Source organism: Kordia sp. SMS9 (genome assembly GCF_003352465.1).
Classification (GTDB): domain Bacteria; phylum Bacteroidota; class Bacteroidia; order Flavobacteriales; family Flavobacteriaceae; genus Kordia.
Genome location: NZ_CP031153.1, coordinates 4,260,694 through 4,285,560 on the forward strand (window position 1 = coordinate 4,260,694; position 24,867 = coordinate 4,285,560).

Genomic DNA, 24,867 nt, shown 5'->3' on the forward strand with positions numbered 1-24,867 from the left:
TTTTAGTTGTATTAGTTTTCGTCTTTCCAGTTTAGTCGGTCCATTTGGTTGTATGGCCAAGGCGCTCCATTGTTTTCAATGTTCCCCATCATCACGTTTAGTTCGGATGGTGCAGCTGATTGTTCCATGACTAAGTATTTTCGCATTTCTATAATGATAGATAACGGATCAATGTTTACAGGACAGGCTTCTACACAGGCATTACACGAAGTACATGCCCATAATTCTTCTGGTGTGATATAATCGTTGAGGAGCGCTTTGCCATCGTCTACAAAAGTTCCGTTGTTTGCGTCAATGTTTTTTCCGACTTCTTCGAGACGATCTCTCGTATCCATCATGATTTTACGTGGCGATAGTTTTTTTCCTGTTTGATTGGCAGGACATTCGCTGGTACAACGCCCGCATTCGGTACAGGTATACGAGTTCATCAATTGTACCCAATGCAAGTCTTGCACGTCAGAAGCGCCAAATTTTTCAGGTTCGCCTTCGTCTTCTCCTTCTGCGGGAGCGGCAAACGGATCTGCATTCGGATCCATCATTAACATGACTTCTTTGGTAACGGCGGCATCATTGACAAATTCACCTTTCGGTTTTAAGTTGGCATACCACGTATTTGGGAATGCTAATAGAATGTGTAAATGCTTTGAGTAGTACAGATAATTTAAGAAAATTAAGATTCCTGCAATGTGCAACCACCAAGCAGTACGTTCTACCATGTTTGCCATTTCTATATTTTCAGTACCTTCAAATAAAGGATATAAGTATTGACTGATGACATTTCCATGACCTGCTTCTTGAAATGGAATATCAGAAGCATTCATCACCAAGAATAAAGTCATTAATACGACTTCAAAATAGAGAATGATATTTCCATCGCTTTTGGGCCAACCTTTCATTTCGGCACTTAAAAAACGTTTGAGTTTGATGACATTTCGGCGCAGCCAGAAGATAATCACTGTTACCAATACGGCTACTGCCAATATTTCAAAGCTTCCTATTAAGAAACCATATACCGTTTCGCCAATAACAGTTTCAAAGATACGATGCGTTCCAAAAAGTCCGTCAATAATGATTTCTAACACTTCAATATTGATGATGACAAACCCTACATATACTATAATGTGTAAGAGTCCTGCGATTGGGCGACGCACCATTTTGGATTGTCCTAGTGCGATCATCGCCATGTTTTTCCAACGTTCCGATTTGTTATCAGAACGATCTACATCTCTTCCAAGCTTGATGTTTCTGGTTAGTTTTCGAACATTTTTTGTAAAATAGCCTACGCCAGCAATGAGAAGTATGGCAAATAGAATATTAGGAATGTACTCCATAAGTAGTCAATCTTTTGTTAGTTAGGTGTTATGCTTAGTCTTTCTTTTCTTCGTTTTCTTCTTTTGGAGGTGTGTATTTTTTTGCTTTTTTTCCAAATAGAGAGAAATGTACATATCGTTTCGGATTCAACTTCATGTCTTCTAGCAATTGTTCCATTTGTAAAGTCATGCCCGTAAGATTGTCGTAAAGATCATCTTCTTTCAATAGTTTACCTACTGAACCTTCTCCGTTTTCAATCCCTGCAATGATGTTGTCAAATCCTTGTATGGTGGATTGTAATTGCTTTACCGTTTTGTTGAATTCAATATTTGCTAAGGAGTCCGATACTTTGGAGAAGTTTGCCGTTATCGTGTTGACATTCGTCATAGCACTGTCCAGCTTTTGTTTGTTATTTTCAAGAATGGAATTGAACGTTCCAGAGGCTTTTTTAAAGTTTGAAATGGTCGAATTTAATTCTGTAATGCTGTTTTTGATTTTTTGTCGCGATTCAACATCTAAAATTGTATTCACTGCTGTCAATAACGAATCTGCGCTGACAATCATGCGTTCTACTTTTGCTTGAATTGGCACGAGTTGATTTTTAATATCATCCATCATGCCTGGACGAACTTCCGCGCGGAGTGTATCTCCGGAAACTGCTATTGCCGAATTGTCTTGTTTGAGTAAAATTGACAACGATTTTCCGCCAATAAAACCATTTTCTTGGAGTTGCACCGTACTGTTTTTGGAGAACTTAAAATCATGATTGATGGCTAAGGTAACTATTGATTTTCCCGTAGGTTGCAATTGAATGTCTTCAACTTTTCCAACTTGATAACCATTAATCATTACTTTCGTAGAAGGAACCAAACCACCAACATCGTTGTATTCTGCATAAAACACTCTCGCATCTGAAAAAACAGATTTTGACATTAAGTAACTAATTCCAACGTATAACAGGGCTAATGCAGTAATGGCCAGTAAGCCTGTTTTAATTTCTTTAGATATTTTCAATTTCTGGGTATTTGTGAACTTCACAAAATTAGCTATTTTTTTACTAAGAATACGTCTAATTTATTATTGATTCAATACTTGACTTAAAGGAACCTTTTTTCCTTTTTTGAAAGCTACAATATAACAATCCGTGTAACCTTTGTTTTGGGCAACAGTTTTGAGTCGCTTTATTTCCTCATAATCAGAAGTTTTCCCGTAGAAATACCGAAAGATTCCTCCTGATTTTTCTCTGGAAATTTGATCGAGTCCTTTAAAGTTATAGGATTTTGTAGCGATTTTTTTAGAGCTTGCCGATAACTGTACTTTAAATGTTATGCCTTTGAATACGCGCGAAGGTAAGGTTTCTTTACTAACAGTAGCTTCTACAATCACTTCCTCGTCATCTTCATACGCAGTTTCAGAATGCAATTCTATGTATTTTTTGACTGCATTGTATAAAGATGTCGTCATGATTTTTTTTCCTCGTTTAGAGTTTAAATAATCTTCCTCTTTTTTATGCGTTAAGAAACCGAGTTCTACCAATACGCTTGGCATGTAGGTTTTTGATAATACCCAAAAACCTGCTTGCTTTACACCTCTGTCTTTTCGCTTTGCGGTGACTTTGAATTCTTTTTGAATGTAAGAAGCTATTTCGATGCTTTGATCTAAGTATTCTTCTTGAAGAATGATCAAGCTGATTAAGGATTCTGGCGAATTTGGATCAAAACCTTTATATACTTCTTCATAGTTGTCTTCCATAAAGATCACCGAGTTTTCACGTTTGGCAACTTCTAAGTTAGCTTTGTTTTTACTTAAACCCAATACAAATGTTTCTGAACCGTACGCTGTTCCTTTTCCTTTAGGTTGCGCATTGCAGTGAATTGAAATAAACAAATCGGCTTTTTTCTTGTTGGTCATTACTGCACGTTGACTCAAAGTTGGGTATGTATCTGCTGTACGTGTATACAATACTTTTACATTGGGAAGTTTGGCTAACATTTTACCCAAAGCCAAGGAAACATCGAGTGCAATATCTTTCTCCGTGGTTTTGTAACGTTTGGTTCCTGGCGTTCCTGTATCGCGTCCGCCATGACCAGGATCGATCATTACTACAAACTGTTTTCGCTTTTTTGGCTTGTTTTCGTCTGTCATTTCATTTGCCACAACCATTGTTGTTGAAACCAAAAAAAGAATTAAAATTGAAAAATATTTATACATAAAGTTAATTTCTATTCGTTTATTAGATAATAATGCGATTTGTGCGTTCCTTATTGTGTTAATTATGATTAAAATATCATAAATGTATGATAAAAATACACGACTAGGTTTGGCACTTCAAATATTGAGCCATACTTTTACGCCTTTCGTATGATAAACGAAAATATAAAAGTTAGTTGATTATTCATAAAAGAAACCTTTCTTTTGTGTATTATAAAGATTTAGGACTTACACCATTGCAAACAAAGAGATTTTACATAGGAATACAACTGATCCTACTTTTCATGAGTTTCGTTGCTTTTTCACAAGAACTTCCAGAGAGAAAGAAACTTCCCTTCAAATCTGAAAAGGGAAAGGAAAAAGAAATGGATACTGTGAAGGTAAACGTTGATGACGCTATTAAGCTTGGAACGCGCAAGGTGAATGATTCGGTGAAAAACGATTCTATTCAAAAAGATTCGCTTCCCAAGAAACAACCACTGCTTTTAGATCAAATAAAATACAAAGCGAAAGATTATGTAAAGATTAGCCAACGCAAAAAAGAAATTCTTTTGTATGATGAAGCTGAAATTTACTATCAAGATACGGAACTAAAGTCTGGAATCATCATTTTAAATTATGAAAAAAATGAAGTCTATGCTGGGCGTTTAAAAGATTCGGCAGGTGTATATTCGCAAGCGCCGTATTTTAAACAAGCCAATAGTGTGGTAGAACCCGATTCGATTCGCTTTAATTTTGATACGGAAAAAGCACTGATTTGGAATTCACGAACGGAACAAAATAACACACAGATTCTTGGAGAATTGACCAAAAAGGAAAACGATTCGGTCATTTTTATTAAGAACGCTAAGTTTACGACTTCAAAAAATATTGACAATCCTGAATATTATTTTTTAGCGCGAAAGATCAAATTAGTGCCGAACAAAAAGATTGTTTCTGGAGTAACCAATATGTATATCGCCGATGTACCAACGCCGATTGGTTTTCCGTTTGCCTATTTTCCGCTGACGGACGACAGAGCTTCTGGATTTATATTCCCAACGTTTGGAGAAAATAGCAGTCGTGGGTACTTCTTTCAAAATGGAGGTTATTATTTTGCCATTAATGATTATGTAGATTTGGCGCTCTTGGGCGATTATTACACGAATGGAAGTTATGCCTTTCGAATTGAATCAAATTATGCCTTGCGCTATCGCTTTCGCGGAAATTTAAGCATGCGATTTGAAGCCGTGATAAACAGTCAACGTGGTTTTCCCGACTACAGCAAATCAAATATTTACAACATTCGCTGGTCGCACAATCAAGATCAGAAAGCCAATCCAAATTCGCGATTTTCTGCTTCGGTAAACTTAGGAAGTAGCCAGTTTTTTCAAGCATCGATCAACCAATTGAATACGCCAAATTTCCTGAATAATACCTTGAATTCGTCCGTTTCGTATTCAAAAACATTTCCTTCGTATCCATCGGTCAATGTTTCGTTAACAGCGACACACAATCAAAATACGCAAACGGAAAGCGTCAATCTTACACTACCAACCTTACAGGCTAGTGTAGAGCGTATTTTTCCATTCGCACCAAAAGACAAACCGAAAAGAGGCGCGTTACAAAATATCAACTTTCAGTATAATTTACGAGGTGAAAACAGAATTAGCACTACTGATTCTCTGTTTTTTACCAAAGAAATGTTTAACGATGCCAAAGTGGGCATGCGACATACCATTCCGATCAGTACCAACTTTAAAGTATTCGATTATATTAGTGTGAGTTTGGGTGGAAATTATGATGAAGTTTGGACGTTACAAACGACAAATCGTACAAATGCCTTTGAAGATGAAGATACAGGAGAAATATTTGAGTCTGTAAAAGATACCATTAGCGGATTTGATTCCTACAGAACTTATAACTTTAGTGCCAGTGTGGGAACTACCTTATACGGTACCTTTAATCGTGGGGAAGATAAGAAAATTCAAGCCATTCGACATACGTTGCGACCTTCTATCAGTTATAGTTACAATCCCGCTTTTGATCAGTATTATGACGAATATATTATTGATGCTGAACAAGGAACCAGACAACAATACACACGTTTTGAAGACGGACTTTTTGGGGTGCCGAGTCAAAATTTTGCAAGTTCCATTGGGTTGAACCTTGCCAATACGGTAGAAGCTAAAATTCGTCCCAAAGATTCTACACAAACAGAACCTAAAAAGGTGATGTTGCTAAATAGTTTGAACTTTTCAACCAATTATAATATTGCCGCCGATTCCTTAGCGTGGTCGCCTGTGCGAGTTTCGGGTAGTACCGTTTTGTTAAACAATAAGTTGAGCGTAAACTTTGGAGCTAATTTAGATCCGTATGCCATTGACAATCAAGGAACGCGTATTAACAAATTTAATATTAATAATGGTGGAAGTTTATTCCGATTGACGAGTGCCAACATGAACTTGAATTATTCTTTTTCGAGTAAAAACTTTGAAGGTGGCGGTTCTGGAGTTGACAATACGCGAAGTGGTGGACGAGACGATGACTTGTTTGGTCAGGCACAGGATTTTAGTGATCGGCAAACCTTTAATGATGATAGTGATGACGATGAAGAAAAGGAAGATGTAGAAGCGTATCGAGCCAAAATTCCGTGGGATTTACGAGTCGCCTATACGGTTACCTATCTCAACAGCAATCGACAAAACGAAATTTCTAACAATTCCATCATGTTTTCTGGAAACGTAGAGCTTACGCCACAATGGAAAGTGGGAGTTTCGTCTGGTTACGACTTTAAAAACCAAGGATTTACCTTTACACAAATGCGTTTTGAACGTGATTTGAAAAGTTGGCGAATCAATTTTAATTGGGTTCCGTTTAGTGCGCGTGCTTCTTGGTATTTCTTTATTGGAATTAAAGCATCTATTTTACGTGATGTAAAGTGGGAACAGCGTAGTGAGCCAGATAGAAGGTTGTAATGTAGCAGGTGTTACACTACTTAGACTTGCTTAGACTTACTTAGACGCGCTATGTGCATTTAGAATATAGAGGTCGTTTGCTTTTAATCGAATACACAAAAAGACAAATCCACAAAATAACAACTAGCAAAAAAACAACAACCATGGCAAAACAAATCATTTCTACACCAAATGCGCCGGCTCCTATTGGACCGTACAACCAGGCAATACTCATTAATGGAACTTTATACACATCAGGACAAATTGCTATTGATCCAAAAACGAAAGAACTCGTCATGGATTCTATTGAAGCAGAAACGACCCAAGTGATGGAAAATATGAAAGCAGTATTAGCTGCGGCGAATATGACTTTTGAAAATGTTGTAAAAACGTCTATTTTCATTAAGAACATGAACGATTTTAAGAAAATTAATCCTATATACGGTCAGTATTTTGATGAAGCCACAGCGCCAGCACGCGAAACGGTAGAAGTTGGAAACTTACCAATGTATGTAAACGTGGAGATTTCTATGATTGCGGTGGAAGGTGTATAACTACTAGTGAGCACTTCGTTAATTAATGCCTGTATTTAAGATACAAACAAAAACTTTATATCAAAAAATGAAAACAGTGTTTTTGATGTCATTCATACAATGGTTTCATCATTCCACAAAAAAACTACAAAGTTCTCGAGCGATTTTTCCTAATTTTAAAATCAAATCAAAAACTTAAATCATGAAAAAAATACACGTACATCTGTTAAAACTAAACAAAGTAGCGATTTCTAACGTTCAAGCTCGCCAAATTCAAGGTGGACTTCCTGTTCAAAACAATTACACGCGTGCCAATTGTGAACGCTCTAGCCCTGCTTCCATTTGTCATTGTCGTTAATATTGACAGTTCTATTAAACAAAAAATCCCAAGTTGCTTGGGATTTTTTGTTTGTGTACCTCAGTCTTCTATAAATGAACCGAAGTCTGTATAAAACTATTCAGCCCTAGAATCTCCAGTAGCGGAAGCAGTTACTTCTCCTCCTAAAATAAACTGAGGATTTTCAATTTCAAATTTTTTAGTTAATCCTACTTAAAGATAACCGAAAAATGAAATGAAAACAACATGCATTGGTCTAAATTATGTAATTGACAGCTTTAAAGTGCCAAAAAACGAATTGCTCTCAAAAATTATAAAGCCTAGTAGTTTCTAGAATATTCAATTAATATTCAAAAAAAAATCTTTATCCCTAAGATAAAAGTTGAACCAATTTTTTAAAATATTTTCATATAATAACATTAAAAAAAACTTACATTTATAGGGGATTTTAATTAAAAACACTTTTTAATAATATTACCTTATGGAGACCTTAAACTATATTATTCTTGGGGTGTGTACAATAATCGCAGGAATATTAACTGCATATTTTACTTACTATTATAAACGTAAAAATGAAAAACGCAGACTCAAAAACATTACAACACTACATAATTTTGAAATAATTAATGATTCTACAGATGTTTTAAATACGAGACTATTGCCTATTATTGAAAGATTATCTTTGGAAGGAGAAACAATAGAAATTAACAATATAGGACTCGATTTAGAAACGGTAATTCCATGGATTAATCAAAAAATAATTGCTTCCAAAAAAAATTTAATCGTTGAAATTAAATTAAAAACATTAATAATTGATGACAACAGTGAATTTATTAAGTCCATTATTAATGGTAAAAGTAATATTCAATCGTCAGTATTACATGCATCAATGGATATAGCTCAAAAAATCATACAAGAAAATTATCATAATTTCACCCTCGAAATTAAAAAGTATTCTTCTCCTCCATTGATTCATGGATTTATTATAAATAATGAACATTTATTTTTAGGTTTTACAGAAATTGTCAACAAAAAATTACACGGTGGCGTCTTTCCGTATCTTTATTTAAAAAAAGATAATAGCTCTGATTTGAATAAGCACTATTTTAACTTTTTCAAAAGTTGGTTCGATTATTATTGGATGAACGCTGAATCAATGAACAATAACAAAAAATTATAAACGTATGGAGATTATTGGGCATCGAGGTGCAGCAGGTGTTGAATTAGAGAATACAATAGAAAGTATAAAGGCAGCCATTGAAATTGGAGTCAAGTATATTGAAATTGATGTAAGAGAAACTTTCGACAATCAATTAGTCGTATTTCATGATCCTTACCTCGAAAGAGTTTCGCATGAAAAAGGGTTTATTAAGGAAGTGACTTATGAAAAATTACAAAAAATTAGGTTACATAATGGAAGTTCTATTCCACTTTTAGCAGAAATTCTTCCTTTAATAAAAAACAAGAATATCAAACTAATTGTGGAAGCCAAAACAGATACGTCAGTCCTATTAGCAAAAGCTTTATTACTAAAAAAATTAGACTATACTCAATTTATAATTGGCTCCTTTTTTCATGAAAATATTAGAAAAATAAAAGAGGAAAATCCACGTATTCAAACTGCCATCATGTTAGAAGGAGTTCCTGTTTTATTTAGTGATTATTTGCAAAAAGTGAATCCTGACTTTGTAGTTACCAGTATTGAAACGTTGAATGATAGTCTTGAAAAAGTCACAAAAAACCAAAAAAGAAAATTAATTTTTTACACCGTAAATACGGAAGTTGAAATGCAGATTGCTGCCAAAATGAAGCCATTTGGTATAATAACCAATTATCCAAACCTTTTTATTCAAAAAGAAAACTAGAAATATCTTCAAAAAACAAACAGAATAATGTAAACAATTTTTCGTAGTTTTAAGCAAAACTACAACCCTTGAAAAAAGCTGCCAAAATCATCGGAATTGTGTTACTGATTATCCTCATTGCGGGATATATATTTTACAGAACCTTACTCCCAACCTACGACGGAAGTTTCGATATTGAACACATCCAAGAAGAAGTCACCATTCATTACGATACGTATGGAATTCCACATATTTATGCACAAAACGAAGAAGACGCGTTTACCGCATTAGGTTTTGTACACGCACAAGATCGGTTGTGGCAAATGGAAGTCATTCGCAGAATTGCGCCTGCACGATTGTCCGAAGTATTTGGTGATGTCATGGTGGATACCGATCGTTTTTTTGCTGCCATTGGTATTGATGAAGCTTCGGAGAGAACCATGCAAACGATTGATAAAAACTCAAAAAGTTACCAATTAGCTCAAGCGTATATTGACGGAATTAATGAATTTGTAGAACACGGTGCAACTCCGGTTGAATTTTACCTTACGGGAATTGACAAAGCGGAATTTACCATCAAAGACATTCATAACATCTTTGGCTACATGGCATTCAGCTTTGCGATGGCACACAAAACAGATCCGCTTCTCACAAGTATTCAACAAAAATTAGGCGATGCATATCTAAAAGATTTAGGCATGGAAATCAATCCCAATACAACACTTCTGCACAATTTCCCAAAGAAAGATACTGCCAAGGTTAAAAACACCTTAGTAACTGCCGTTGATAAAGCATTGAAACCCTTGCCAATTCCACAATTCATTGGAAGCAATAGTTGGATATTGGCACCACAAAAAACCGCGACAGGAAAAGTACTTTTTGCCAACGATCCGCATATCGGATTTGCACAACCTTCCGTTTGGTATGAAGCGCATGTGCATACACCAACCTACGAAGCGTATGGTTACCACTTGGCAGGAACGCCATTTCCATTATTGGCACACAATCGCAAAATTGCGTATGGAATGACCATGTTTCAAAATGATGATGTTGATTTTTATTGGGAAGAGAACAATCCCGCGAACGCGAAACAATATAAAACGCCTACAGGTTACGTAGACTATGAAACTGTTACCAAAACGATCAAAGTAAACGATGGTGATGATGTGACACTTACAGTGAAAAGAAGCAAACACGGACCAATTTTAAACGGAATCGCCAACGGAATTGACTTTGAACAACCTGTTGCCATGTCGTGGATTTATACACAACAAAAAAATGAATTGTTGGAAGCCTGTTATTTAATGTCGCACGCAAACAATCAGACAGAATTTGAAAAAAGTATTCCTAAAATTCATGCGCCAGGATTGAATATTATGTATGGCGATGCAGAAGATCATATTGGTTGGTATGCCGCAGGACAATTAATTGAACGACCTGCTCATGTAAATCCAAAATTAATTTTAGATGGTGCTTCTGGAAAAGATGAACCAATTCGCTTGATGGATAGTTCCGAAAATCCGCGCGCGACCAATCCTCCGTGGAATTATGTGTATTCTGCCAACAATCAGCCCGATAGCATCAACGGAAGTTTGTATCCAGGTTATTATTTACCCGAAAACAGAGCCAAACGCATTGTGGAAATGGTGGAAGCCAACGATCAATTCACAAAAAAAGATATGATGAACATGTTGCTCGATGTCACGTCAAACGTACATGCAGCAGCCATTCAAGAAGTATTGAACGTACTTTCGGATGCTGATTTTTCTGCGAAAGAAAAAGAAGTCATCACAGCACTTCAACACTGGAATGGTGACAATCAATTAACGGATATTGCGCCAACAATATATCATAGGTTCATCTATCAATACCTAAAAAATACTTTTATTGACGAGTTGGGCAAAGAAACCTTAGACCAGCTTTTGAAAGCACATATTTCCAAACGTTTTATAGCGCCACTGCTCTACCAAGAATCTATTTGGTATGATGATGTTGCTACAGAAACGAAAGAAACTCGCAGAGATATTCTAATAAAATCATTTAAAGAAACGGTGGTTTTGTTGGAAACACAATTTGGTTCAGATATCAACAGTTGGACTTGGAATACAGTGCATACCGTAGAACATCCGCATCCTATTGGACAAGTAGACATGTTGCGCCCATATTTTAATGTAGGTCCGTATGAAATTGGAGGAACTAGTGAAGTGATCAATAATTTAGGCTTTCATTATGATGAATCTGGGGAATACAAAGTCTATTTTGGACCTTCCACGCGCCGTGTGGTTGATTTTTCCGATATTGAAAACAGCATGAGTATTTTACCAACAGGGCAATCTGGAAATCCGTTTAGCGATCATTACGACGATCAAGCGGAAATGTATGTACAAGGAAAATTCCGAAAGATGCTGATGAACACAGAAGAAATTAAAAAAACAGCTAAAAACACGTTGATACTTAAATAAATAATGTGAGTTCTATATAAAAAAATCAGTTTGATACTTTTCTTTTCCGCAGTGTAGCAGGTATTTTCCGTTAAAATTTTAAAGCCTTGGAAATCTAAGATTCATGAACTCCTTTATTTAAAAATATAAATGACATGAACTAACAGTGCACTTTCTTTTGTTGAAGCCTGTGCTGAACTCGATTCAGTATTCTTTGGGAAAGGAAAGACATCGAAGATTCACGAATTCCTATTTAATAAAATAGAAACCACATGAGCTAAAACGAAAATAGAAAATTTAATTTTAGTACTTTACATTAATCATAATTGAAACAACTAGAATTTATTTTGAATAAAACTTACGTAAAACGACACTAAATAGTCTAAAACTTTATGAAATACAATTGCTCAAAAATTGTTCAGTCACAAAAAGACTTTTTTAAAACGCGACAAACACAAGATGTAAACTATCGAAAAAAAACGTTGAAAAAACTTTTGAAGGAAGTCAAAAAACGTGAACGTGATATTTGCGATGCTTTGTATGCCGATTTTAAGAAACCTGTCTTTGAAGCTGTCATTACTGAAACGAGCATTGTGATTTCTGAATTGAAATTAGCGATTAAAAAGCTACAATCTTGGTCAAAACCAAAGCGTGTCCTTCCGGCATTGCTCAATTTTCCTTCCAAAGATCGTATTCATTCAGAACCGTACGGAACTACTTTGATTATTTCTCCGTGGAATTATCCGTATCAATTGGCGTTAGCTCCTTTAATTGGTGCTGTCGCGGCGGGAAATACCGTGGTGTTAAAACCTTCCGAACTCACACCGCATACGGCACAAATTTTAGAAGAAATAATCTCAGAAGTTTTTGATGAAAATCATGTAAAAGTTTTACAAGGCGGCGTTTCTGTTGCAGAAGCACTGTTAGCCGAACGTTGGGATTATATTTTCTTTACAGGAAGCGTCCATGTTGGAAAAATTGTAGCCAAAGCTGCGGCACCACATTTGACACCTGTAACGCTAGAGTTAGGTGGAAAAAATCCGTGTATTGTAGATATTCACACCAATTTTCATCTGACTGCAAAGCGCATTGTGTGGGGAAAGTTTTTGAATGGAGGACAAACGTGTATTGCTCCTGATTATCTAATTGTACAAGCGCAAGCAAAGTTTGATTTTATAAAAATCTTAATCAAAGAAATTGAAGCGGCGTATGGGAAAAACCCGCAAGAATCACCCGATTATCCACGAATCGTTAATGAAAAGAATTTTCAGCGTTTAGCAAATTTGTTAAAAGAACAAAAGATATTACACGGCGGAACGGTTGATGCAGATGATTTATACATTGCACCTACGTTATTGGACGAACCTGATTTTGACAGCGACGTGATGCGAGATGAAATTTTCGGTCCTATTCTTCCGATTCAAGTATATAGTTCATTGGAAGATATTAGTACTATCATTGCTAGATATGAAAAACCGTTGTCGTTGTATGTGTTTTCAAAAGATAAAAAATTTGCCAATCGTATGATTGAGCGTCATTCATTTGGCGGCGGCGCTATCAATGATACCGTGACACATTTTGTAAACCACAGAATGCCTTTTGGCGGCGTTGGACATAGCGGAATGGGCGCGTATCACGGAAAAGGTAGTTTTGATACGTTCTCACATAAAAAATCAATTACCCATAAAAAAACGTGGCTAGACATTCCAATGCGATATGCGCCTTACAGAGGAAAATTGAAGCTTCTAAAAACTTTTCTGAAATATTTTTAATACATTTTCTGATACTTTTAGTGTAAAATTATGATTATAGCGAGGTCATTTTTATATATTGTAATTATATTTTAAGTTAAAATTTCATTCCACTACTTCATGCGGCAATTACACCTGTTTTTATGTTTTTTTCTTATATCGTACAGCACCGTGTTTGCGCAAGAAGCAAGTTTTCGTATTCCTGATAGTTTGACTGATAAAACAAACGCTGAATTGGTTTCTTCCATCAGAAAACATCGCTATTCCAAACCTCAAATTGCCAAAATATATACAGAAGTTTATCATAAGAAAGCAACTTCCGAAAAAAATCAAAAGTCAATCATAGACAGTTATTTTTATTTTGCATTTCTTGCAGATGTACAGGGTAAATTTACCGAATCAGTTGGGTTAATCAACAAAGGAATTTCGAAAGCAACCACTGAAAAGGACAGTATTTTGATACGGTTTTACAATTTACGAGGGAAAGCGCATGGACAATATGGAAAATACGCTGACGCTGCGGCTGATTTTAATATGGCGCTTCAAATTTCTCAAAAATACCATGAAAGAAAAGGCGAAAACATTGCTAAGATCAATATTGCGCTTTTACAGATGGAGACCAAACAGTATCACGAATCTTTAAAAACATATCATGAAATGTTTCGCATCTCTGAAGATTCAACTTTGATCAGTGAAAATTCGAGAAATAGTATCATTATTGGAATATCTGATAATTTTTTAAGGACGAAACAGTTGGATTCTGCTCGTTTCTATTTAGATTTAGGATTGAAAGAAAGTGCCGCCAATAATGATGAAGAATCGTTAAGTTATCTGTATCCTTTTGATGCTTTATATTATTACCATAGAGGAGATATTCCGAAATCACTTGAAATATTAAAAAAAGCAAAAGAAGCTATTTTAAGCTTACAAGAACATGATACTAGAAACATACAAGTGTATTACTATATGGCACAATGTCATTTTGCTTTAAAGGAGTACAATGCAGCTATTCGTGATATTGAAAATGCTTTTGAGATTATTCGGCAAGAAAATGATAAAAAAGCGATCTCGGTTTCCGAAAAAGATCAGTTTATTCCCTACGAATATTTGTATATGCTTGAAACATTAATGTATTGTTATGAGAAACTAGGCGATGCGGAAAAAAGAGATGAATACTACACAAAATATTATCCGTTAAAATTAGAAAGTCTTGAAAAAGATGTCCGAATTCATCAATTAATTTTCAATTTTCAACAAGCTCCACAGATTGAATTCATCAAAAAAATGAGTCAAAAAGAAGGTGTTGCACAAAAAAAAGTAACGTATTTATATTATGTAGTTGCGCTATTATTGGTTGGAATCGTTGTTAGTTCTATTTTTTACAAAAGAAGAGAGCAACAAAAGCAAATTGCCTACAAAACGCTCATTGAAAAGGTTTCTGTCTTAGAGACTAAAAACGAGCATCGTGAAGAACCCAAAAGTGTGAGTGAAAAGAAAACTGTAAGTATTACAGATGAAAAAGCGCAAGCTATATTAAAAGGTTTGAAAAAGTTTGAAGCACAAGAATTGTATTTAGACTCAGGATGTAATTTGCGTTTCGTAGCCAAGAAAGTAAAAACAAACGCTACCTATTTATCAAAAATCATCAATGCGCATAAAGAAATTAGTTTTAACGAATATATTAACAATCTTCGCATTCAATACACCTTGAAACGTTTGAAGTCTGATACGCTTTTTAGAGCCTATTCCATCAAGTCTATCTCGGAAGAAGTCGGTTATAAAAGTGCCGATTCGTTTACAAAACACTTCAAAAATCAAACGTCATTGTATCCTTCATATTACATCAAAAAACTGAATCAAGAACACGTGTAAATACTGCCCTATTTTGTTTAGATTAGGGTGCTTTTTTTATGAAAACCGTTGAATCTACGGTAAGTTTGGGTATTGACATGTTCGTCAAAAAAAAATTAAATCATAACACAAAAGAAATTACATTATGAAGAAAATTTCAAGCAAACATTTACGATTAAATAAAATCAATGTGTCTAAGGTAAGTAGACTTATAGGAGGAAATCCAACAAAAAATCCTAACCAAACCGATGACTGTCCTGAGGATACGCAAGCTGATACCTGTACTACATCAAGGTATACGGTTGATTTTGCCAGCAATGCTACAACTTGTTAAGGCAAGCAACGCTACATTAAAATTATTTTAAAACCAGGGAACTTCATTTCTCTGGTTTTTTTATGCTTTGTAAACTTCGCTAGGCTTTCTAGATTCTAATACGCAAATCCAATTTTGTTTAATTTAGGGTAAAAATTACACCTTTAAAAACCTTCTCACGCTACTATTTACAAGTACTTCAACATAATTTCAATTTTCCGAATCAATCTCTATATTCATTGCAAAATTTGAAGTCCTAATTCGTTTAATTTGGGTTTCTCTTCCTTTTTTTTCATAAAAAACACGCGTACTATTGTTCTCAGATCGATCAAGATGTGGGAATGCTTGACACATATAAAAACAAGCACATTATAGTAACAGTTAAAATACTTATTATGAAAAAAAAGAAAATTTCAGGATTATCATTACGTAAAAGAACCGTTTCTTCTTTGAAAGCTTCTAGTGTATCTGGAGGAACAGATACTAATTATGGTTGTTTTACATACGCGCCGCCATGTATGAGTTTTACAGAGCCACCAGAGGATTTAACCTTTATTTGTGTTCCACCACCAACAGGGACAAATCCGCCTAACCAAACGCTTACTTGCAATCAGAGTTGTATTCCTCAAGACTGCAATGGCACAGGACCTGGACCAAGCGGACCAGGTACTACGGTTACACAATAGGATATTGATCTTTAACTTAGATTCAACACGAAAGAGAATACTGTAATATGTATTCTCTTTTTTGTTAGCGTTAAGATCGTTATGTTTGTATATGACTACAGAGAAAACAGTAACCGAAGCCATTCAATATAGACGTTCTGTACGCGTTTTTGATAAAGACATTGAGCTTGACACCGAAAAAGTAAAAAATTGTCTCCACAACGCTGTGTTAGCACCTACCAGCAGTAATTTACAGCTATGGGAGTTTTATCATATCACAGATGAAGCTGTTTTGAAACAATTGACTGAAGCGTGTTTGGGACAAAATGCTGCAAAAACTGCCAAACAATTGATCGTTGTTGTCACTAGAAAAGATTTGTGGAAGCAACGCGCCAAAGCCAATATTAAGTTTTATGAACAACTTTTTGACAAACCTAAGGAGGAATATGCACGACGTGAAAAATTTGCCATTAACTACTACAAAAAGCTGATTCCTACGATTTATCCTGACTTTTTAGGCATTTTTGGTTGGTTGAAATATGCAGTTTTTAACTGTATTGGTTTGTTTCGACCGATTTACAGACAAGTCCGATTGAGCGATTTACGCATTGTAGCACATAAAAGCGCAGGATTGGCAGCACAAAACTTTATGATCAGTATGGCAGCCATTGGATATGATACGTGCCCGATGGAAGGAAGCGATACGTTGCGCGTGAAAAAGATTTTAAAATTGCCTCGTGGTGCGGAAATCAATATGGTTATTGGTTGTGGCGTGCGTAGTGAAAAAGGTATTTACGGACCACGATTTAGAGTTCCTTTTGAAAGTACGTATACGGAGGTTTAGCATTTAGCATTTAGCATTTAGCATTTAGCATTTAGCATTTAGCATTTAGCATTTAGCATTTAGCATTTAGCATTTAGCATTTAGCAAAAATACTTTTATATTCTAAATTTTGAATTTTAATAACGTTTAACATCTAATACCAATTTACATTTAAATTGGTATAAAGTAGTCCTCGATACAGTTTTTCTTCATTTCATTCGGCGCATTCAGAAAATACGTAAAGCCTTTTAAATACTAATATTTCTTTGTAAATTAAAGAAACATAAAACCCCGAAAATGACCGATATGGTTCAAAAACGGGGTTTTCTTTTTTCTCTAGCCATGAAAATACAAAGAATTTCTGATTTACAAACCCGTTTATCTCTTTTTTCGATATCTGAAAATTACACGCTGTTTTATGAGCGTTTTTTGCAAAGTGATTTAGGTAAGATTTATACAGCCATTCCTTGGGACGATTTGGTAGCCACTTTTAATATTAAGGAACACAAACTAGGTAGGAATATGCTTTTCAGTCCTAAAGGTCGTCTAGCTTTAATGTTTTTAAAACATTATGCTTGTTGTAGCGATAAACGTCTTTTAGAACAACTTAACAGTAATGTTGACTATCAGTTTTTTTGTGACATTTCTTTAGGTTTTAATCGGTTGACAAATTCTAAAATCGTGAGTCAAATACGATGTGAGTTAGCGGGCTGTTTGGATATTGAAGTCTTGGAAAAGTGTCTATACGTAAACTGGTCTGGTTATATAGAGAATCCTGATCAAGTCACTGTGGATGCTACTTGTTATGAGAGTGAACTGCGATATCCTACCAATCAAAAGCTACTATGGGAAGCTGTTCATTGGATGTACAATCAACTCCGCAAAAATGCTAAAGTAGTAGGGGTAAAAATGATACGCAGTAAATACTTGAAATGGAAACTACGTTATCATGGCTTTAGCAAGATGCGTCGCAAGACCAAGTCAAAACGAAAATCACTAACACGTTCACTTTTAGGGTTATTAAAGAAGTTTATCGACTTTGAAGCTCACTTACGTAAAAAGTACAACTTGCAAGCAAGTGTACAATACTATCGCAGAGTAGCCACCATCAAAAAAGTTTACTCTCAACAAGAATATCACTTCAGAACAGGTAATAAGATTAAAGACCGTATTGTAAGTATTGCAAAGGACTACTTACGACCTATCGTTCGAGGAAAAGAAATCAAACCCGTAGAGTTCGGAGCCAAAGTTAACAAACTACAAATCGATGGAATTAGCTTTATAGAACACCTAAGTTTTCATGCCTTCAATGAGGGAACGCGACTGCAAGCTACGATCTATAAAGCACAAGATCTTACCCATAGAAAAACCAAGATCATTGGAGCAGATGCTATATATGCCACAAACAAGAATAGAAACTTTGTCACAAAGCACAAGATTAAAACCGACTTCAAAAGAAAAGGAAGGCCTCCTAAAGACTACAAGCAAGAGAAAAAATTAAAGAGCTTAATCACAAAAGAAAGAGCTACGCGATTAGAAGGTAGCTTTGGCAAGGAGAAAGAGTATTATCATCTCAAAAAAATAAAAGCAAAAACAAAGCTTACAGAAACCTTGTGGATATTCTTTGGTATACATACCGCTAATGCCTTAGAAATCGGAAGAAGAATCTACAAAAAGCAACAAATAGCAGCATAAAATTTTAAAATAGCTTACTAAAACAATGGAATAGGTATGTCTTATCGTTAACAAAACTCACTAAAAAGAACATAAAAACAGTCCAAAATAAAAATCCAAGAACTGAAATAGATCAAATCTTGGATTTTTATGTTCTTGTTAGCTTTAAGTGAGCTATTTTCTGAATGCGCCTCATTCCTAAAAACCGCTCGAAGTGACGGCTGAGAAATTGAAGCAAAATTTAAAACAACAAGCGTCATATCGAGTGAATTTCTGTTGCGAAATTAGTTTCGAGATGCTATTACGCTGATTTTCAAAATAGCTCTAAAAACCTTACATCGTTGAATTTTTAAATTTTTGAATTGAGCAAAGTTATCAAAAGCGAAGCGTTTCTAAAAATCTAAAAGCGATAGCGCGTTTAGTACTAATTTTACGATCATCTGCAACTAATAATTAATTTATTTTTCTACTTCTTCTGCCTTATAAAATAAAACGATAGCTAAGGCTATACTTTGATGTTATGTTTTGAATACGCGAAAATTAATCTTAATTCTATACATCGTATTTTATAATAGAATTGGTATAATTATCTAACAAGCAACACATGTCTCACTTACTATTCACCAAATTGTTTCGAATAGCATACAATACCAAACCGATTCGGCTTCGTACTTTGAAGTGTTTGAATAAGGATTCGCGGTAGCCGTCGATAGTTTTTGGACTGAGGCACATTTCTTGTGCAATTTCCTTATAGGTCATTTCGGTACAGGCTAACTTTAAGAATGTCAGCTCGGTATCTTTTAATGGTTTTCCGTTTGCGAGTTCTTTTTCGTCATTTCCATGCAGAGAATTTAACAAGGTAGTAGCAACGCGTTCCGAATAGTAGATTCCGTTAGAAATCACTTCATTCAAAGCTTTGTAAAATATTTCTGGATGAATATCTTTCAGTAAATATCCTTTTGCGCCCAAACGCAGCATTTTGATAATGGTTTCTTCATGATCGTCCATAGATAACGCCAATACTTGAATGCTTGGTCGGTTTTCTTTGATCCATTCCATCGTTTCAAAACCGTTCATCACGGGCATATTGATATCAAGTAGGATAATATCTGGGACATTTTCAGATTCTAATAATTTCTTTATCAGCTCGCTTCCATTCTTTACATGGTACAAAACCTCAAACTCATCAAATGCATTGACCAAACCTTGCAAGGATTGTGCAAAGAGCAAATGATCATCTACAATTACAACGGAATGTTTTTTCATTATTTTTCTTTATAGGGATACGCTAAAGTTAAGGAAACTCCTTTATTTTTTGCAGATTTCATAGCAAATTCTGCATTTATGATGGCAGCACGACTCTTCATGTTGATCAATCCAGAGCCTTTTTCTATTTCACCTTCATCAAAACCAACACCATCGTCTTGTGCGTTAATCACTAATTGATCTGCTGCAAAAGTCAAGTTTACTGCTAAATTTTTAGCTTTGGAATGTTTGATTGCATTTGAAAAGAATTCTTGTAAAATTCGGAAGAGAATGATTTCTTCTTTCACATCTAACGATCGTTCTTCTCCTGAAACTTCTAGGGTTGCGGCTAAAAAATTTAATTTATTAAAACGCTCCAACTCCACTTCAATAGATTTGATCAATCCCATGTTTTGGATGATTTCAGTATTCATCGTTTTGGAAAGCAATCGAATTTCTTGCAAGCTCTTCCCTACAATTTCGCTAATATCATCTAGTTTTTCTTTATTGTCTTCCCTAAGCTGAGTTCCTAAAATATTGATATGCATACGTGCTACAGAAAGTAATTGCCCAATATTATCATGCAATTCCCAGCTCATATTTTGTAGGGCTTGTTCTTGAATTTCAATTTGAGATTTGGCTATTTCTTCCATATATCGCTTTTCTGCTTCTTTCTTCTCAAGAATAAACTTCAGTTTACGCTTTTGGAAAAATACAAATAAGATGATGACGGTTATTAACAAAATAAGCAACACCATAGATGTTGCAGCTACAAGCATATATACTTCTTGATCGTTCATATAGTTTCTTCAAATAATATCATTTTACGGAAATGTCTTTAATTTTGATTCCAAATCAACGAATTTCCGCTTTTTTTTATGCAAAAACACGAAAGTAACAACTAAAAATATTCCTACAAGAAAAATCGTTGAAGCGCAAATAAATACTAATATATGAATCTCTTCCTCTGTCATTTTCAGTAGTTGATTACTTTATCTTTTTTGTAAGACTTATAAAACCCTACTGAAAAACAGGTATACATGATTGCATTTAACACAAACAGAACCAAACTTAAAATACGCTGATCGCCTTTGAGAAACACTTGAAATGCAAAGAAGAACGGCATAAATGTTCCATAAAACAATAAAACTCCAAGTATAAACCAAAACTTTATGGAGTCTGTGATACGCAACATCGTTTCTTTGTTAAAAGATTCTATAAAGTAAAAGCTGATTGCGATGAGTAAGAAAATTACACCAACCGCGTATGTATATGTCTGCAATCCTGTCATAAACTCTTGACCATACATAGTGTTAAGTACCGCAAAAACTAAATAACCGACTTGTAGAAAGGCAACAACTTTCCTCCTGCTTTTTGAATTCAGTATCAATCGTATCCACCATAGAAAAAATGAAATTTGAACAATGGTAAAAATATTGGCAATAGGATAATTAGTATCTCCAAAAATATTAGAGTACCATGTGTCAAAAGATTCATAATATAAACTTACGAACTCGACAATTACCGAAAACACAATACAGTAAATAAAATATTTGGCATTCGTATTTGAATAATTTTTGTACGCAATACAGCCATAAATCAAAGTAGCCAATGCCAAATATCCTGTAAAAGATCTTAGTTCTTCTAATGCAATCATTTCTTTTTATTCTCCGTAATCATTTTTAGGAGGATTTCCCGTATTTCCATAATTCATCGCAGAAATAGTAGTCACATCTTCACTATTATTACTATTGTCGTCATCACTAATCTCCTCGCTTGTTGATCTTCCTGATGTACTTAATGTCGTGCTTGGCTTGGTTGGACACATAAATAATGTATTATGTCCAGCTTTCGATGCATCTTCGGTGTCTTCTGGATATACACCAAAATAAAATCGGATACCATCCACACTGATTTCCTGTTCTTTAGCCTGCTCTTTCACATAATTAATGTAGCCTTCCAAATCTTCTAATGAGTACCAGCTTGAACAGCATAAACCGCTGTCATTTGTAGCGCCATATACTTTTTCTTGCTTTGCTTTGAAACATTTGTTCAATTCCGAAGCTTTTTCATTAGTGATAAGTTTGTCTTTAGGGGTTTTGTAGTCACTCATACTTTATAATATTGTTGATTATAGTTGCCAAGTTATTTATAAAGAATCACAATAAAAAATTCAAAATGTAATAAACTTACCAAATACCATCATAAAAAACTGATAATTAGAATATTACATCTAACTCACTATAAAAATATCAGGACTTTTCCTTTGAAAAAGGGGAAAAATCCCCTTTCATTAAAGGCACTTTCCTCTTGTGAACTATTTTTATACGACTTACATTCGCTCACGATACTAACCATACATTTGCCATAAAATGACTTCCCTAGACAGAAATATGAACGCTTCTCGAGCCATTATTCAATCGCATATTGATAAAGCCATTACTGAAAAGTTTATTCAATGGAATGACGGATTGGATTATACCGAATTTATTCGTGCGTTGTGGCGTTTATTTTTGAATCACGATGGATTTAAAGAAGGAACACAAGATATTTTAGGAAAGCTAACGGAAGAAGATGCCATACAATTACTTTCCGACGAAATTGATGTTACGAAATTGAGAGCTTCTTAAAACAAAATGTATCTCTTGTGTACTTTTGCGATAATTTAATAATACTTTGTTGATCTAATTGTAAAATACGTGGATAACCACCTGTAGTTTGGCAATCTTTCATAAGAATGATTAGCTTTCCAGAAGGTGTTAACTGAATGGTGCCTGGCAACACAGCAGAGGTAATGATACTTGGACATTCGTTTTGAATAGTTTCTTCCAATTGATACGCCATTCTATTATTTAACCCTATGGAAAATGTCGTGTTGAAAAGCTTTTCTTGTTGTTTTTTTGACAAAAGATGAAATTCTGGACCTTCGTATACTTTAATTGTAGTATTTGTAAATACCTCTTTTTGTATCGCAATGTTAGTTTTAGGTTGAATTTTCTTAGTGATGGTTTGATACGGAACAAAATCACCTATGACTATGCGTGATTTCGGTGTGATACCTTCGTAAAAACTCCTGCTTTTTAATATTTTTTCAGTTCGAAAACCATTTTTTACAGCGAGATACGCTCGAACACCATAATTTCGTTTGCCAAACGACAATTCATCACCTTTGGATACATTTACAGGAATATTCACTCTTATATCGCTTCTATGGAGCTTTGGAGACAAATCAGCACCACAAATGACAAGTTGCGTAGGTTCGTGAAATTTTACATGTGCACCTTGCAAAGTCATTTCCAACACCGCAGCATTTTCATCATTTCCTAACATCTGATTTGCCAATCTTGCATGAAAATCATCCATCACACCCGAAACAGGAACTCCGAAATTTCGATAGTGAAATCTGCCCAAATCTTGAACCGACGTGTACAATCCGCTATGTAAGATTTCTAACATACTTCTGTTGATTTTAGCGTGTAATTTCCATCAGAAACAGCTTCTGAAATTTTATGATATTCGGCAAGTGTGACGGAAACGAATTTGATAAAATCACCAGGATTTGCAAAGCATGGTTTTTCACTAAAAACATCAAAAAAATTCAATGGAGAATTTCCAATAATTTGCCAGCCACCAGGACTTGATTTTGGGTAAATTCCTGTCTGCATTCCACCAATACCAACGGCTCCTTTTTTGACGTCTAATCGCGGAGTAGATTTCCGATCAATGTGCAGGCGTTGATCAAGTCCACCCAAGTATAAAAAACCAGGCAAAAAACCAATGGAAAAAACTTTATATTTTGGAGCTGTATGAAGCTTGATAATTTCTGTGATAGAAAGCTTGTTTTTTTGTGCGATTTCTTCTAAGTCAATTCCAAAACTCTTGTCATAACATACGGGAACTTCCCAACACAATTGTTTTTGTGTGCGCATTTTGTCAGAAGAAAGCAAAAACAGTCGTTCCAACAAATGTTTGAATGTTTTAAAATCTACTTTTTTATAATCATAAATTATTAATAATGAATTATTTGATTGAATTACATCAAGCACTACTTTAATATTAAAATTCAATATTTTTTCTTTACATTCCAACACTGAATTTAGTACTTCAGAGGTCATTTTTGCTTCCCAAGTGAGTAAAATTGCTGTTTCTCCATATACTTTATACGTTGGGAATTTAGGTTTTACTTGAGCATTTTCGGCATTGAAATATGAGTGTAATTGTTGTATAATTTCTATTGCATTTGGTGTATCTGAATGTACGCAAAATGTATCAGACTTTAGTGAAATTTTTTCACCTGAAACCGTCTGTACTTTTTGTTCGTTTTTCAGTCTAGAGACATGCGGAATGATCTCCCCTATTTTGGTTAAAACTGCATGCTCTTTTGTACGTGAAACTAAAGTCAAATCGTCGGTATAATTTCGGTCTGCAAAGGCTTCATAAATGACTTTAAATTTTTGTTGTAAAGCGAGCTTTTCAATCACAGAATTATACGGAACATAGAGCTTGTATTTTTCTTTATATTTGGTAATTGCTTTTAAAAAAAGTTGTGCTTTTGCTGAACTTTTTGCTACATCATTATACAACGCGCCATGTGGTTTGATGTGTGTAATTTTCGCAGCATGCAAAGCGACAATTTTTTCTAAACTTTCGATTTGATTTTGAATCGTTTTGATAAATTCTGCGGAAGCCATATTTACAGAAATACGTCCAAAATTTTCCCGATCAGGATATGAAGGATGCGCACCAATTGCTACTTGATACTTTTTAGCCAACGTTACCACTTCATGCATTGTTTCCGAATTGCCCGCATGTCCGCCACACGCAATATTGCACGCACTGATGTACGGCATGAGTATTTCCTCATTGTCTGCACCTTCTCCGACATCGCAGTTGATATGTAGCATTTTTTTAGATTATTAGATTTTTAGACCG

At 34.9% G+C, this 24,867-nt stretch carries 22 protein-coding genes; 13 read left to right on the forward strand and 9 right to left on the reverse strand.

Annotated features, from left to right (window positions below):
• Positions 1-11: 11 nt before the first annotated feature.
• From KORDIASMS9_RS18060 to KORDIASMS9_RS18070, 3 genes are all read right to left on the reverse strand, one after another.
• Positions 12-1,331: a (Fe-S)-binding protein gene (locus tag KORDIASMS9_RS18060; RefSeq protein WP_114904192.1), complete on the reverse strand. Its 1,320-nt coding sequence runs from the start codon at positions 1,329-1,331 to the stop codon at positions 12-14.
• Between the two features lie 34 nt (positions 1,332-1,365).
• On the reverse strand, positions 1,366-2,325 hold the full coding sequence (locus tag KORDIASMS9_RS18065) for an MlaD family protein (protein WP_114904193.1): 960 nt from the start codon (positions 2,323-2,325) through the stop codon (positions 1,366-1,368).
• A gap of 63 nt (positions 2,326-2,388) precedes the next feature.
• A complete protein-coding gene (locus KORDIASMS9_RS18070) occupies positions 2,389-3,474 on the reverse strand; it encodes an N-acetylmuramoyl-L-alanine amidase (RefSeq protein WP_240321188.1) in 1,086 nt (361 codons plus the stop codon).
• Between the two features lie 332 nt (positions 3,475-3,806).
• Here KORDIASMS9_RS18070 and KORDIASMS9_RS18075 point away from each other — a divergent pair, with 332 nt between their 5' ends.
• From KORDIASMS9_RS18075 to KORDIASMS9_RS23870, 12 genes are all read left to right on the forward strand, one after another.
• Positions 3,807-6,479 (forward strand): putative LPS assembly protein LptD, encoded by a 2,673-nt coding sequence (locus KORDIASMS9_RS18075; protein WP_114904195.1) that lies wholly within the window; start codon positions 3,807-3,809, stop codon positions 6,477-6,479.
• A gap of 143 nt (positions 6,480-6,622) precedes the next feature.
• On the forward strand, positions 6,623-7,012 hold the full coding sequence (locus KORDIASMS9_RS18080) for a Rid family detoxifying hydrolase (RefSeq protein WP_114905285.1): 390 nt from the start codon (positions 6,623-6,625) through the stop codon (positions 7,010-7,012).
• A gap of 181 nt (positions 7,013-7,193) precedes the next feature.
• Complete coding sequence (locus KORDIASMS9_RS23430) at positions 7,194-7,349, forward strand: hypothetical protein (RefSeq protein WP_162820034.1); 156 nt, start codon at positions 7,194-7,196, stop codon at positions 7,347-7,349.
• A gap of 460 nt (positions 7,350-7,809) precedes the next feature.
• Positions 7,810-8,508 (forward strand): hypothetical protein, encoded by a 699-nt coding sequence (locus KORDIASMS9_RS18085; RefSeq protein WP_114904196.1) that lies wholly within the window; start codon positions 7,810-7,812, stop codon positions 8,506-8,508.
• Positions 8,509-8,512: 4 nt separating this feature from the next.
• A complete protein-coding gene (locus tag KORDIASMS9_RS18090; protein ID WP_114904197.1) occupies positions 8,513-9,193 on the forward strand; it encodes a glycerophosphodiester phosphodiesterase family protein in 681 nt (226 codons plus the stop codon).
• 68 nt (positions 9,194-9,261) lie between these two features.
• Positions 9,262-11,634 carry a penicillin acylase family protein gene (locus KORDIASMS9_RS18095; protein ID WP_240321078.1) on the forward strand — a complete coding sequence of 791 codons (2,373 nt, stop codon included), beginning with the start codon at positions 9,262-9,264 and terminating at the stop codon, positions 11,632-11,634.
• A gap of 371 nt (positions 11,635-12,005) precedes the next feature.
• On the forward strand, positions 12,006-13,385 hold the full coding sequence (locus tag KORDIASMS9_RS18100) for an aldehyde dehydrogenase (protein WP_114904198.1): 1,380 nt from the start codon (positions 12,006-12,008) through the stop codon (positions 13,383-13,385).
• 150 nt (positions 13,386-13,535) lie between these two features.
• Positions 13,536-15,236, forward strand: coding sequence for a helix-turn-helix domain-containing protein (locus tag KORDIASMS9_RS18105; RefSeq protein WP_162820035.1), 1,701 nt, complete (start codon positions 13,536-13,538; stop codon positions 15,234-15,236).
• A gap of 124 nt (positions 15,237-15,360) precedes the next feature.
• On the forward strand, positions 15,361-15,549 hold the full coding sequence (locus tag KORDIASMS9_RS23435; protein ID WP_162820036.1) for a hypothetical protein: 189 nt from the start codon (positions 15,361-15,363) through the stop codon (positions 15,547-15,549).
• A 374-nt stretch (positions 15,550-15,923) separates the two neighbouring features.
• Positions 15,924-16,214 (forward strand): hypothetical protein, encoded by a 291-nt coding sequence (locus tag KORDIASMS9_RS18110; protein ID WP_114904200.1) that lies wholly within the window; start codon positions 15,924-15,926, stop codon positions 16,212-16,214.
• A gap of 91 nt (positions 16,215-16,305) precedes the next feature.
• Complete coding sequence (locus KORDIASMS9_RS18115; RefSeq protein ID WP_114904201.1) at positions 16,306-17,037, forward strand: nitroreductase family protein; 732 nt, start codon at positions 16,306-16,308, stop codon at positions 17,035-17,037.
• A gap of 321 nt (positions 17,038-17,358) precedes the next feature.
• Positions 17,359-18,711 (forward strand): transposase, encoded by a 1,353-nt coding sequence (locus KORDIASMS9_RS23870; protein ID WP_162819764.1) that lies wholly within the window; start codon positions 17,359-17,361, stop codon positions 18,709-18,711.
• A 588-nt stretch (positions 18,712-19,299) separates the two neighbouring features.
• On the opposite strand, the gene KORDIASMS9_RS18125 is transcribed toward KORDIASMS9_RS23870, so the two are convergent.
• From KORDIASMS9_RS18125 to KORDIASMS9_RS18140, 4 genes are all read right to left on the reverse strand, one after another.
• Complete coding sequence (locus tag KORDIASMS9_RS18125; protein WP_114904202.1) at positions 19,300-19,956, reverse strand: response regulator transcription factor; 657 nt, start codon at positions 19,954-19,956, stop codon at positions 19,300-19,302.
• A complete protein-coding gene (locus KORDIASMS9_RS18130; RefSeq protein ID WP_114904203.1) occupies positions 19,956-20,735 on the reverse strand; it encodes a sensor histidine kinase in 780 nt (259 codons plus the stop codon). The genes KORDIASMS9_RS18125 and KORDIASMS9_RS18130 overlap by 1 nt, the downstream gene beginning before the upstream one ends.
• Positions 20,736-20,911: 176 nt before the next feature.
• Positions 20,912-21,592: a hypothetical protein gene (locus KORDIASMS9_RS18135; protein ID WP_114904204.1), complete on the reverse strand. Its 681-nt coding sequence runs from the start codon at positions 21,590-21,592 to the stop codon at positions 20,912-20,914.
• 6 nt (positions 21,593-21,598) lie between these two features.
• Positions 21,599-22,048 (reverse strand): hypothetical protein, encoded by a 450-nt coding sequence (locus KORDIASMS9_RS18140; protein WP_114904205.1) that lies wholly within the window; start codon positions 22,046-22,048, stop codon positions 21,599-21,601.
• Positions 22,049-22,328: 280 nt separating this feature from the next.
• Between KORDIASMS9_RS18140 and KORDIASMS9_RS18145 the strand changes: the two genes are divergently transcribed.
• Positions 22,329-22,565, forward strand: coding sequence for a hypothetical protein (locus KORDIASMS9_RS18145; RefSeq protein WP_114904206.1), 237 nt, complete (start codon positions 22,329-22,331; stop codon positions 22,563-22,565).
• On the opposite strand, the gene KORDIASMS9_RS18150 is transcribed toward KORDIASMS9_RS18145, so the two are convergent.
• On the reverse strand, positions 22,543-23,391 hold the full coding sequence (locus KORDIASMS9_RS18150) for a biotin-dependent carboxyltransferase family protein (protein ID WP_114904207.1): 849 nt from the start codon (positions 23,389-23,391) through the stop codon (positions 22,543-22,545). The two genes, KORDIASMS9_RS18145 and KORDIASMS9_RS18150, sit on opposite strands and share 23 nt — an antisense overlap.
• Positions 23,385-24,839 (reverse strand): 5-oxoprolinase subunit PxpB, encoded by a 1,455-nt coding sequence (gene pxpB / locus KORDIASMS9_RS23875; protein WP_240321079.1) that lies wholly within the window; start codon positions 24,837-24,839, stop codon positions 23,385-23,387. Before pxpB ends, KORDIASMS9_RS18150 begins: the two co-directional genes overlap by 7 nt.
• Positions 24,840-24,867: the final 28 nt, after the last annotated feature.